At 70.3% G+C, this 12,955-nt stretch carries 6 protein-coding genes and 1 pseudogene; all 7 read right to left on the bottom strand.

What is annotated here, in order from left to right; all coding sequences use genetic code 11:
- Positions 1–140: 140 nt before the first annotated feature.
- Positions 141–743, bottom strand: coding sequence for a vanadium-dependent haloperoxidase (locus ABEB09_RS33830; protein ID WP_345693736.1), 603 nt, complete (start codon positions 741–743; stop codon positions 141–143).
- Positions 740–1,567 (bottom strand): phosphatase PAP2 family protein, encoded by an 828-nt coding sequence (locus ABEB09_RS33825; RefSeq protein WP_345693735.1) that lies wholly within the window; start codon positions 1,565–1,567, stop codon positions 740–742. Before ABEB09_RS33825 ends, ABEB09_RS33830 begins: the two co-directional genes overlap by 4 nt.
- Positions 1,568–1,797: 230 nt before the next feature.
- Positions 1,798–2,058, bottom strand: coding sequence for a winged helix-turn-helix domain-containing protein (locus ABEB09_RS33820; RefSeq protein WP_345693734.1), 261 nt, complete (start codon positions 2,056–2,058; stop codon positions 1,798–1,800).
- Between the two features lie 705 nt (positions 2,059–2,763).
- Positions 2,764–4,014, bottom strand: a complete 1,251-nt coding sequence (locus tag ABEB09_RS33815) for a tetratricopeptide repeat protein (RefSeq protein WP_345693733.1) — start codon at positions 4,012–4,014, stop codon at positions 2,764–2,766.
- Between the two features lie 614 nt (positions 4,015–4,628).
- A pseudogene (locus ABEB09_RS35070) lies at positions 4,629–4,736 on the bottom strand (ATP-binding protein); the annotation flags it as partial.
- Positions 4,737–4,870: 134 nt separating this feature from the next.
- Entirely contained in the window at positions 4,871–5,737 is an 867-nt protein-coding gene (locus ABEB09_RS33810; RefSeq protein WP_345693732.1) for a DUF4253 domain-containing protein, read from the bottom strand.
- Complete coding sequence (locus tag ABEB09_RS33805) at positions 5,734–12,435, bottom strand: RHS repeat-associated core domain-containing protein (RefSeq protein ID WP_345693731.1); 6,702 nt, start codon at positions 12,433–12,435, stop codon at positions 5,734–5,736. The genes ABEB09_RS33810 and ABEB09_RS33805 overlap by 4 nt, the downstream gene beginning before the upstream one ends.
- Positions 12,436–12,955 lie beyond the last annotated feature (520 nt).

Genomic DNA, 12,955 nt, shown 5'->3' with positions numbered 1-12,955 from the left:
CTGGTCTGCGGACCGGCGCCTCCCGGCACATCCGCCCGGCGGAATGGGCGAGCGTGACGGCGGACGTCAGTACGCCTGGGAACCACCAACATCCCGGAGGGGCCGCTGCCGGCCTCCGGTGGAGGCCGGCGCGGGCCCGTTCAGAGCGTGCGCAGCTTGGTGGTGAACACGTGGTTGGCGATCTTGTCGCCGAGGGTGAGGCCGTCCTCGGCGTCCCACGGAAAGTGCACGCCCAGCCAGACCCTGCTGTACGCGTCCTCGCGGGCGGCGGCGCTGAAGCTGGTGAAGTGGCGTGACTTGACCGGGGAGCGCGGCTCGTCGGTGGTCATGTCGAAGGCGATGCCGTCGGAGCCGAAGTACCGCTTCATGATGCCCGCCCACGCCGCGCCGAAGGTGGCGTGGCCCGACGCCCACGCGGGGAAGCAGGGGGTGACGTTGACGCCGGAGGGGTTCTTCAGGAGCGGCTTCCACTCCGGGTCGAGGCCGCCGTCACGGATGGCCGAGACCGGGCGCCACAGGTCGATGGGGGTCAGGAACTTCACGTCCCGGACGGCGATGCCGGCGTCCGCCATCGCGATCGACACGAGCGCGAACAGGCGGGCGTTCTCGTAGGTGTTCAGACCGCGTGCCGTCGCTATCTCGCGGGTGGCCTGGAGCAGCTGGCCCGGTGGCTTGTAGGTGCCGTCGTTGTCGTTGGCCCAGAACCAGGCGGCGGCCTCCTGGTCGGCGGTCCGGTTGATCACGGGGTCTTCGCGGTCGGCCGGTCTGCGCCCGCCGTCCGGGCGGCCTCCACCTGGGCCTTGTAGGCGTCACTGGCCAGCAGCTTCTCGTACGTGCCGTAGAGCCCGGGCGTCGGCGGCCGGAACTGCGAGCCGGAGGTGAGGGCGAAGGGTTTCACCAGCCCCCAGTAGGGGGTCACCGCCTGGCTGTGCTGCGCACAGGACGGATCGGGCATGTCCGGGTAGCTCGTCGGTCGCCACGCCCCCGGCTCGTTGCTCCCCACGTGGACGCGGTCGTCGTCCGACCCGTCCCCGGTACGTGCGTCCATCATCTGCGTCACCATCTTGCCGACGACGGTGGTGTCGAGGAGGTCGAACTCGGTGGGTTCGGTGCCGAAACGCTCCCGGAAGCGGGCGTCGAGGTACGCCGTCTGGTTCTTCCCGTACAGCTTCAGCAGGATGTTGTAGGCGGTGCGCCCGATGACCCGCTCCTCCTCGTCGGGCCCCTCGATCCAGCCGGCGTACTTCTCGGCGTGGATGTACGGCTCCGAGGTGATCCTGCCCTTCCACTTGAGCTGGTAGGAGCTCGCGGCGTCGTAGACGGCCGCGTTCAGCATGGCCGCCGCGCGGGACATGGGGCCGGGTCCGCCTCCCTCGCGTCTCACCACCTGGAGCAGGACGTCGTTCCAGTAGTGGACGGGGTCCTTGATGGTCTGCGGGGGCAGGGCGGCCTCGGCGGGCTGCGGGGCGGCGGTCAGGAGGGCCCCGGCCGTGGCGAGGACGGAGGCGGTCGCCAGGGCTCTGAGGCGGCGGGAGGTGCGTCGTGCGGATCGCGGGGTGGAGGCCATCGATGCTCCTTGTGATCGCGTCTGCTGATCACCACACGTCCGGTGGCGGCGAGATCATGGCCTGTCCGCGCTCCGGAGACGGGTCGATTCGCTCCCGGCGCGGGCGGAATGACCGATCCCGGCCGGGTACCTGGCCGGATCGCGTGACGCTTCGCGAGGAGATCCTCACGGTCGGCACGGCTCGGACACCGGCGAGCGATCGGCCCCGGCAGACGCGGTCGGGCTCATCACTAAGTGCCGGCCGGTGCCGGCCCGTTGGTGTTCAGCAGGGTGAGGCCGAGATGGGTGAGCGTATGGAGGGCAGCCTTCCGCTCCCGGGTGAGGGTGGTCAGTCCGGCGCTGCGCAGCGTGGTGGCGTGCTCGCTGGCGCTGGCCGGTGATATCCCGGCCCTCTGGGCGAGTTGCGTCGTCGTGCACGCGGGATGGTCGGCTATCACACACAGCACGACCGCCCGCGTCCGGCCGAGAAGCGCGGACAGAGCCGGTGGCACGGGAGCATCGACGTGGCGTCTGTCAGCGGGGAGAGCCCATAGGCCGGCCGTGTCGATCGGGTTGTGCGGAGCCGGATACACCATGACCACGGTATCGGCCTGGGGTTGTCGAACAGCTGGGGAACCGGCCCGCAGAACACCGAGGGAGCCAGGACCAGCGCACGACCTGCCAGGTGAAAGTCGGCTGAGGGGTGGGCTAGCGGCCGGTAGCCCGGGATTTCCAGCAGGGGAGGCTCCCACATGGCCATCGGGCGCATGCTGTCCAGCGACGCAGTCACCCCACCCTGCACCATGAGGCGCCCTCGGCGCGCTACCTCACCGTCCAGTAGTGGTGGATACGATCCCAGTACGAGGCGACGACTCCCACCCGGTGGCAGTCCTGCAGCGCGGCGGCAAGCCGCTGCTCGGACCGCCGGGCCTTGCGCGTTTCGGCGAGGGTCTGTGGAGGGCGGGCGATCAGGTCGCTGATGGCGCCGGCCTCATGCCACCCGAACCGGCCGTGGTCGGCCCGGGCAACTCTGCTCGGTCGAGCGCCTGGTCATCAGCGTGATCGCCGGCTGACTCCGCCACATCATCGACGCCGAACGCCCCGACAGCGGCAGTGCCGCCCGCGAGAACCCTGCGGCCTGTCTCCCGGCCGGTGGGCATGCGCATACGGATCGACTGCTCCCCAACTGCCTCACGCCGTTGGTTGGGCGGCGAAACTCAGAACGGGGGCTCGTCGAACGTGCCGCTCCATATCGGCTCGACGGGCCTGGCCTGCCGCTCTTGAAGAAGCGCCACAGCGTCTTTGACGCGGCCGAGTTCAATGAGGTGCCCGGCCAGGACGGTGCTGTTGGCGGGGGTGTGCTGCTCGAGGACGGCGACCGCCTCCTCAGTGCGTCCGACGTCCGCCAGCAACGCGCCGATGGACACGGCCGCATACCAGGTGTCGCCCTCGGGGTGTGCTCGCGCCTGCTCGATCGCTTCCTCACGCAGTCCGCAGGCGGCCATCAGCGGGAGCCGCATCCTGAACAAGTCCCACTCTTCCTCGCCGCGACGCGCCTTGAGCGAGTCGAGGAAGGCCAGGCCGTCCTGGGCGCGGCCCTCCTCGGCGTACAGGGTGCACAGCATGTCGACGATCCAGTCCTCCGCACCACCAGGCGAGTCCGCGAGGGTGCGCATCACCAGGATGGCCTCATCGGCCCGGCCGTGCCTCACAAGAAGCTGCGCCAGTTGCACCGCGCCGTGGCACTGATGGACCGGCGAGTCATCCGGCTGCCGGTACACAGCGATCGCGCCCTCCACATCGCCACGCTCCTCCAGCACCTCGGCGAGGCGCTGCGCGGCGTGCCCGAGGTGCTCGGCCGCCGCGTACATCCTCAGTTCCTCGATCCGGTCGTGCCGGGCCAGCAGGTCGGCCAGCTGGTCGCGGCCGTTGACGGAGGTGGTGGTCCGTGTGTGCAGCAGGGCCACAGCATCGTCGATGCGGCCCTGACGTTCACGGACAGCGGCGAGCAGTCCGATTGCCGTGTCGGCGTCGAGGCCGCGGCAGCACCACGGGCTGTCGCACCGGTGCCGGGCCGGGATGCGGGCGGCCAGCAGCGCGGCGACGTCTTCGTCCCGGCCTGCCTCCTCAGTGATGTCGACCAGGGCGGTGGCAAGGAACCAGTCCTCGATTCCGGCGCTCAGCAACACGACCGCCTCGTCCCTGCGTCCGTGCCGGGCCAGGAGGCGCGCGAAGAACTCCAGCGGGAGCCCTCCGGCCTCCGCGTGCGGCCGGACCAGGGCGATCGCCTCCTCTGCCCGCCCCCAGCTCTCCAGCAGTTCCGCCTGGGTCCGGGCGGCCGGCCACCAGCCCGTGGCGACGTACGGGGCGAGCACCTCCAGCGCCTCGGCCTGTCGGTCCTGCCCGCCGAGCAGCCGTGCCCACTCCCGCGCGCAGAACCACTCCCCACGGCCGGCCTGGCGTTCCACCTCCTCGGCATGGCCGAGCTCGAGCAGTCGGGAGACCAGGTGCGGGGGGATGCAGCCCGATTGCGTTCGGACCCGGAAATCAAGATCAGCAGCGTCCATGAGGCCGCACCCTAGCTCCCGGCCCCGACACCGACCTGCCGCCGAAATCACCGCCTCGGGATCGCGGCAAGGCCCGCACACAACGGGCGTAATCCACCCGGCTCCGCCCCGCCCTGGCCGGCGGCTCGACCAATGACGAGTTTGCCGTCCCAGCTCGTCGAGAGCTTGAGGCGGCCTGTGTTTCGTCGGGCGGTAGGGCGGCCAGGCCGGCCGGAAAGTCGATCTGTCGAGCAGTTCCGAGGCGTGAGCCACTTGAGCCGCGGGCAGCGCCGTGGGGTCTGGTCCGCAGGGGCCGGTGGCATGCGGATGCGTGAGGACATCCGCCGACGGCGGGTCCAGAGACGAGTTCCATCCGGTGCGTTCGTCGGCTGCCTGGCGGCAGGAGGCGAGATACTCCGCCGGGACGCGGGCAAGCTGCTGAGTGACGGCGATCCCGGCGACGTCGACCAGTGTTCCCTCCGTGGTCCTGTCGGTGGGGGTTCTTCGGACGCTTGTGTTTTGGTGAGCCGGTCCGGGAGAAACCTGCCCTGCCGCTCGGAGACGAGCTCGTAGAGGGCGTCGGCCTGGGCTGCGGACAGCCGGCGCATCGCGAAGTCGTCCAGGATGAGGACGTCGGCGCGTACGTCACTGGGGGCGCAAGTCACCGCGGCCGGATTCGCCCCTTCCGCCCATCCTGTCGGCCGGCGGCCGACCGAAGCGTGTCCCCTCCCCGGTTACCCGACCGGCTTCCGGCTGCGGCGGAGGGCTGCTCGTCGCCTCAGTCCCACCAGAACTTCCACGCGGTCGACCGGACCTCCCCGTCCGCGAGGACCGGCAGGTCGGGCAGCCGGTCGCTGCAGTACGCGAAACGCTCCACCGCCGCGCGGGCCGCGGCAGCGGGGCCGAGGGGCGGTCTCCTGACGACGAGCCGCATGCGGCTGCCGTCCAGGAAGAAGAGATCGGCGCCGAAACGCTCGTGCCAGCTGCGCAGGAACGCCACGTGGTCGGCCGGGAGCAGCAGGCGCCCGGTGGGCTCGCTCCACCAGTTCGGGGCGTCCGGGAATCCCGGCAGCAGGGCCGGGATCTCGTGGCCCTGCTCCGCCTCCACGAGGCACAGCCACAGCTCCGGCGCGGTGCCGAGCGGGAGGTCCTCCCAGAGGTCGCCCTCCTCCGGGAGGGCGGCCTCCGCCCTCAGCGCCCCCGCGAGCCGCTCGGGGATTAGCTCGTCGAGCCATTCCTCGGCGTCCTCCTCGTCGGCGGCCTTCGCGAGGGTGTCGCGCACCGCCGCCGCGACCACCTCCCCGACGACGGCTTCGGGGTCGCGCGCCAGCGCGGCGGCGAGGGTGGCACGCCCTCCCGGGCCGAGCCGCGGGGCGGGGTCCGACGCCAGCGCGGCCGGCTCGCGCGGCGTGACGACCGGGTACCACCCGGTGTCGTCACGCCGGTCGAGCCACAGCTGCCACACGGCGCGGGCGTCGGACCGCCGGACGGGGAATCCCATGACGCGGACACCGTGTGCCGACACCGCGGACCGCACGTTCTGAGGCGGGACGGCGAAGCCGTGCGCGCTCATCAGCGCGCTCACGGCACCGGCCGTCAGTCCGCCCCGGTCGTCGTTCGGCACACGGGCCCCCGTCGTCGTCATCGCAGGTAGTGGGTGAAATCGTAGCCGTCGCCCTGCATGCGGATCGCGGTGAGGTCGTTCGACTTCTGGTGCGATCTGACGACGGCGTTCAGTGCCGAGCGGGCCATCTTCTCGTCCACGTTGCGCAGCTTGATGAAGGCCACGTCCGCGCCCTGTTCGTCGGCACTGTAGATCTCCCTGGTGATGCCCTTGCGGCTGGTCGTCTTGAGGTCCTTGAACTCCCAGCGTTCACCGTCGACCCAGGCGTCGAACGATTTGTTCCCCTTGGCTCCCGGCGCGCCGTCGTCGGATCCGCGGGCCACGACGGTCCTGCCTTCCATGGCGAGCTCGAACGCCATGTCGAACTCCTCGTCGTCGAATCCCGGCTCACCCGGTTTGTTGCTGGAGGTCCAGGACTCGTCGATCCTGGAGAGGATCTCCTCGACCTGCTCCTCGAAGACCAGCTTCTCCGTCAGCATGTTGCCGAGCCGGCATCCTCCTCGGCCGCCGGGCTCCATGCGGCAGCCCCGGTCGTTGATCTCGTCGATCTCCTCCAGGTACTTGCCGTACGCGAACTTCCGCAGGTTCATGATCTGGTGCAGGCGCAGCTTGCGGAACTTCTTGGCCGCCTTGCCGCTGGTGTTGATGTAGCGCTGAGCCGCGTCGACGGAGGAGTACGTCTTCGTCTTGGCGTACTGCTGCGGCTTGCCCTGGCCCTTGTCCTTGCCGACGTAGCGCCCGCCGGAGCAGTCCTGCGGATTGGCGTTGCAGTAGTTCCGCATGTCCGGGTCGTAGAGACCCGTCGGGTCGCTCCGTGTGACGGGGCTGTTGTGGCTGTAGGCGTACCCGTTCATCTGCAGGGGATCGGCCATGTCGACGACCGGGTCCGCGGAGAGGAATCTGCCGGTCGACTGGTCGTACTCGCGTGCCCCGAGGTGGGTGAGCCCCGTCTCGGTGTCGTCGACGCCCACGCCGAGGTACGAGAGGGAGGACGGCCAGGCCGGCCTGGTGCCCCGGGTCTCGCCGTAGGGCTTGTGGGCCCGGCGGGTGACGGGCTGGCCCGACGCCATCTCGACGGCCGTGGTGCTGGTGCCGAGGTGATCGGCGAGGAGCACGTGGAGCTTGTGGCCCGTGGTGGCTCCGTTGACGGTGGAGCGGACGACCGAGGGCGCACCGGGCTGGTTGTAGGTGCGGGTGGCGCGGGTGATCTGGCCGGCCGCCGTGGTCAGTTCCGTCTCGCCCAGGTGGAGGACGCTGCCGGAGGGCGAGCTCTCCAGGACGCGGTTGCCGTCGGCGTCGTAGACGTAGGTCGTGGTGACCCCGTCGACCGTGGCGGTCTTCAGTCTGTTCTCCCGCGACCACTTCAGCTGCTGGGTGGAGGCGGCCAGGTCACGGACGGTGGTGTTGCCGGCGGCGTCGTAGGAGTAGGCGGAGCTGCTCCCCGACGGGGTGGAGGACACATACGCGAGGGTGTGCGGCTGCGTCCGGTACGACGGCGTCGTCCCGTTTCCGGTGACGGTCTTGCCGTAGCCGTAGGTGAATCGGACGTCCTTGGTCGCGTCGGCTGTGTTGTGCTCGACGAGGGAGGCGCGGTTGCCGATCGCGTCGAAGGTGAACGACTGCCAGTACGCCGTGGTGCCGGTGTTCAGGGTTCCCGTGGCCGGCGCGGCCGCGGCGAGGGAGTCCGTCAGCGCGGTGTCCGGGGCGTCGACGTCGGACTGGGTGTCCGGCGCCTCGGCGACCGGTCCGCTCGACGGCCATCCGTCGCTGCGCGGGCCCCAGGCGGTGCCGTTGGCCGCCTTGCAGCCCGTTCCGCCGGTGGTCGGTGTGATGTTCGACGTCCAGGCGTGCACGAGCTCGCCGAGAGCGTCGTAGGTGAAGCACTGGCTGTCCCACACGGAGGTGGTGCCGTCGGTCAGCTTGCGTGCGTTGGCCGTGATGTTGCCGGCCTTGTCGTACGCGAAGTGGCTGTCGGTGATCCGGTGGGAGCCGGCGGTCTCCCGGTCGGCGACGGTCCGCTGGAGCCGTCCCGTGTGCTGGTCGACGAAGTTGGTGGTCCAGACGCGGTAGGGCTGCGGTCCGCTGACGGTCCGCAGCGGCTCGCCGTACGGCGAGTACGTGACGTCGGCGGTGTACCAGCTGCGGCCGGACGTCGACTCGGCCAGGCCGTCGCTGTTGTAGCGGGTGACGACCTTCTCGGAGGCGAGACCGCCCTTGGCGGGGAGCGTCACCGAGAGGGGCTTGCCGGTGGGGGTGTAGGTGTAGGAGTAGCCGTACGTTCCTGACAGGCCCGTGGTCATGCTGTTGGCCGGAATGACCGTCTCCCGGCCCGTCGGCCGGTATCCGGTGTCGTAGCCGGTGATCCGGTTGACGTAGTCGCCGCTCGCGTCGTGGCGGATGGAGGCGACCGGCTTGCCCAGGGCGCCGGGCAGCGTGTCGAAGGTGTACTCCCGCACGGGGGCGGCCGTGGCCGAGCCCTCACGGACGGCCGTGACACGGCTCAGCTCGTCGTAGGTGGTGTGTACGGACCCGCGCAGGTCCGACGCGACGGTCTGGCGGTCGGCGTCGTCGTACTCGTAGCTCGTGGTGCCGGTGTCCGGGTCGGTGGAGGTGATGAGCCGGCCGCGGGCGTCGTACGTGGAGGTCCACTCGTTGCCCGCCGGGTCGACGACCTTGGTGCGGTTGCCGCGGGCGTCGTAGCTGTAGCGGGTGTCGCGCCAGCGGCCCGAGTTGGTGTTGGTGTAGTGCTGGATCAGGATGACCCGGCCGCGTGCGTCCAGCCAGGTGTTGGTCGTCGGCGCGGCGCCGCCGACCGAGCGGCTGTACGTGTTGGTGTCGCCGTAGGTGTTCGACTGGACGGTGGCGGTGTCGCCGCCGTGGAAGGTGGTCACGCGGAGCGCGCGGCCCAGGCCGTCGTACCGGGTCCGCGTCAGGCTCGGGACCAGTGAGTCGGAGACCCGCTTGAACTGGGCGGGGGTGGGGTCGTCCTTCGCCAGGTAGCCGCCGGTCTGTTCCTTGACCAGCCCGTGGTCGTCGTAGCGGGTGTCGGTGACGATCCGGCCGGGGCCGTGCGCCTCGCTCTGGGTCTGGACCTGGCGCATCAGGCCGTCGTAGACGGTGACCTGCTTGCCGTAGGTGCCGTCGTCCTTGAGCGTCTGCACGGTGACCGCCGACGGCCTGGTCACCGTGGTGGTGGCCTCGGCCATCTGGTAGGCGATCTGGATGTCGGGGCTCTGGCTGCCGGAGGAACGGGACGGCGACCAGCCCTTGGTCAGGCGCCCGAACGCGTCGTACTCCTTGCGGGTGATGCGTCCGTTGGTGTCGGTCTCGGTGAGGGCGAGCCCGCGGCCGGGATCGAAGGTGGTGACGTGGGTGTGGCCCTTCGGGTTGATCACCTTGGTCTGGGTGAGCGGACCGCCCGTGTCACCGGGGGTGTACTGCGTCTCGGTGGTGCCGACGACCGGCTTCTTGACGGTGCGGGCACGGCCCAGGGGGTCGTACGTCATGGTCGTGACGACGGAGTGGGACGTCCCGGCGCCGTTCGCCTCCGCCACGGAGGTGGCGAGGCCGCGGAGCGGCGCCGCTCCCCAGGGCTGGTTGTCGTAGGACGTCATGGTCGAGGCGAGGAGCTGCGTCGCCGGGCTGGCGGTGGCGTGCGCCGCGCACGACGTGGCCGTGGTGCGCACCGACTTCACGAGCCCGATGAGGTACACGTCCGGGTCGGTGTTGTGGACGTACTCCGTCTTGGCGCAGGTGTGGTCGCTCAGGGTCTCGCCGGTGCCGTTCGGCTTGACGACGGCGCTCTGCTCCTGGACGGGCAGCCCGTGGTCGGGGTCGAACTCCGTTTCCGTGCGGACGGCCTGCCAGCCGGTGCCGACGGTCTGGACGGCGTCCGACCTCTGAATGCCGGTCCGGTGCGCGAGCAGCGCAGGCAGGCTGCTGCCCCGGTGGCGTGAGGCGGTCTGCCGGGACCACGGGAAGTTGAGGGTCCGCTGGACGACGCGGCCGCCCGTGGCGTCGTAGGTGAGGGACTCCGCCACCATGCCCGCGTACTGCGGGGCGTCGTCGGCCAGGAGCGTCACCGCGGCCTTGGAGTCCTTGACCTCGCCGCCCGCGCCGCGGAAGTAGCGGGTGACGGTGTACGACTGGGTCTGCGGCTGGCTCGCGGAGGGCTTGATCTTCTTGCCCTTGACCGTGGTCACCTGCTGGTAGCCACGCCATTCGCTGTAGGTCCGCAGCTCGGGCCTGCTGAACTCGTCGTCGCTCTTGCCCCAGGCCGGGTTCTTGTAGTCGTACCGGGTGGTGATGCGGTCCGAGACGCCCGTGATCCTGTCGGTCTCCGTCACGGTGTGGACCACGTACTTGTTGAACCAGGCGAGCGCCGGCTTCTCCACCTCGCCGTCGGGCGACCAGCGGACCGGGTAGCACGTGCCGTGGTTGTCGTTCTCGGGGACGCTGGTGGGCTGCACCTTGCAGCCGCCCTTGTAGGTGACCTCGATGTCGCCGCCGTGTTCCGTCGCGACCGCGCCGATGCGCGGGCGGGTGAAGCCGGGGCGCGCGTCGCCGGCCGTGCGCGGGACGAGGTTGGGGAGCTGCTGGTCCTTGAGGTGGCCGGTCAGGGGGTGGGAGGCGTCGGCGCCGACGACGTACGGCTTGAAGCTGACGCCTGCCTTCGACATGAGGGTGCCGCTGGTGTCACCGGGCCGGAAGCCGTAGCGGGTGATGGAGTTCAGCCACAGACCCGGCGCCGTGTCGTACCAGTCGCGCGGGAAGGCGTGGTTGAGGAGGTAGGTGTCGACCTTGGCGAGGCCGGTGACGCCGGGACGGTGGGCGTAGGTGGTGACTCCGCCGAGGCGCAGTCTGTTCCAGAACGAGGGGAACGCGGGGCAGAGCTTGGAGGTGGACTTGCAGTTGAGGTTGCCGGGGCTGTCCCACCACGGACGGTAGGAGGCCGGGTTGCCGGTGTCGTCGAACTTGGCGGAGTCGCAGACCGTCGCGCCCTGGAGGCAGCGCTGCCACAGCAGGAAGTCGATCTTGGCGGCGGGGGTGGCGCCGAGGGCTCCCTCGCGCAGGCCGTACTCGATCGAGTCGGGCAGGCCGCCGCGGTCGTACGCCTCGGGCGTCTTGAACTTCTTGTTGACGGCGTAGTGGTTCGTCGACTTCAGCCAGTTGACGATCATCACGTTGCCGTGGACGTCGACGACCTTGTCCAGGCCCCAGTGCCAGGCCTGCCGCTTGTTGGTGTCGTTGTTGCAGCGGGAGGCGGCGAAGGTGGACGCGTGGCAGGGCTCGCCCGGGTGGTTGCCGAAGACGGGGACGGTGAAGACGGAGTTGGTGTCGGCGTGGCCGTCACCGATGCGGTTCAGGCCGTAGAAGTACTTCGTGCCGTCCGTGGTGGTGACGATCCAGTGTTCGCCGTCGTTGTCACTGTTGGCGCCGCCGGTCCTCAGTTCGACGCGCGTGCCGTCGTCCTGCTGGGGGCGGTACAGCTGGGTGGTGCCGATCCGCACCAGTTCGACGGTCCTGCCGCCGAGCGACATGACCGCGTTGTGCGAGACCCAGCACAGGTCGGAGGTCTTGTCCTTCTTGGCGGTGTTGTTGGGGACACCCGCTTCGGTCTCCTTGGCGTCGTCCCGGCAGGAGCGGTACCGACGCTCGATGTGGCCCGGGTCGTAGTCCCAGCCCTCACCGATCCAGGACGCCTGCGGGGACGACGTGGCCGTCTTGCCGTCGACGGACTGGGAGTTGTACTCGAAGGAGATCTGGGGGGCCGGTCCGGCCGGCGCCGGAGGTACCGCCAGCGGGTACGACCAGGTGAAGGCGCCCGACGAGCTGCCGGCGGCCCACTTGCCGCTCGAGATCAGCGGGGTCGCCTTGAAGGAACCGCCCTCGCCCGCGCCCGAGTCGACGGCGCCGACGACAGCCTTGTCCCCGCCCCCGTCGACGGCCTGCCGGGCAGACGAGTGGACGTAGGCGGCCTGCATCACACCAGGGCCGGGTACGGCCGCCGCGGGCGCCGACACCGGGGTGGTGACGGTGCCGTCGGCAGCGGTGTCGACCGTCGCCGTGATCGTCTTCGTCTTGGTGTCGTTGACCGTCTCCAGCTCCTGGTACGTGCTGCACTCCTCCAGGTCCGGAGTGGTCAGGTAGCACTCGGGGAACTGGACGAACGTCAGCCGGGAGGCCCAGTCCGCGCCGTAGAGGTTCTGGTACGTCTTGTAGTCGAGTTGCAGGGAGACCGGCACGGAGCCGGTGGAGGGGGCGGTCACGGTGACCACCGCGCCGTCCACGCCCTCGGACACCCGGTCCGCGCGGTCGGCGATGCCGACCTGCCAGGTGCCGGTGGGCATGGCCGCGCCGGGGGCCTGCCCGAGCTTCACGGGCAGGGTACCGGCGGGCTGCAGAGTGACGGGCTGCGCCGTCGTCGCCGCTGTCGCGTCGTCGAAGGACGCCTGCTGTGCGGCCGGTTCGCCGAAGGTGACGGCGCCGGTGTCCGGCGCAGGAGGCGTGGTCGTGCCGGCCGGGGCCTGGTCCTGGTTCTCCGCGGGCTCGGCGGCGATGCTGTCGAGCCCGGCGTCGCGCGTCGTCCCGGCCACCGGCTGCTCGCCGGGGATCTTTTCCAGGACGAGTTCCTCGCGGGGCACTTCGTCCTTGGCAGGGTCCGGCGGCACGGCCGCAGCCTGCGTGGGCAGGAGCGACACGAGCAGCACGGCGCTCAAGGCCGGTACGACGGTGGACCGCAGACGCCTTCGGCGCGCGGAACGGAAAGCAGGCACGGGTGAGGTCCCCCCGGACGACGAGAAGCGGCGCCTGGGCGGACCGCAGGTGAAGCCAGTGAACGGGGCGATTCTGTGGGCCTGCGGTGAAGAAAGAACAGATGAGAAGTGATCAAGTGACGATGATCACGGACCGAAATCGGCACAGGTCACGGCAGGTGGGACGGAAGGCGTTCAAGCTCAGGCGAGTGCCTGTGAGAGCACACCGTCCGGACTTTGAACACATCAGGAACTCGGACGTCCACATGGCGCGAAATCACCCGGCCGTATGCCGGTAAAACGCAGGGAATGACCGGTTCTCTCGGAGTGCCCCCCGGCTCCGCTGCCGGGGAGTGCACCGGCCTGTCCCCGCGCGGGGACGTCCGGGCCCGGCTGCGGTTCCCCGTCCGGCACGTGACGGCCGCTCCTCCGTGGGTCATGATCTGCTCGCATCCGTCACGCCCGGGCTTCGCCTTGCCGTACC

This window comes from Streptomyces coeruleoprunus (assembly GCF_039542925.1).
GTDB classification, from domain to species: domain Bacteria; phylum Actinomycetota; class Actinomycetes; order Streptomycetales; family Streptomycetaceae; genus Streptomyces; species Streptomyces coeruleoprunus.
The sequence above is the reverse complement of the archived record's forward strand: the minus strand, read 5'-3'. Positions and strand labels throughout refer to the sequence as shown.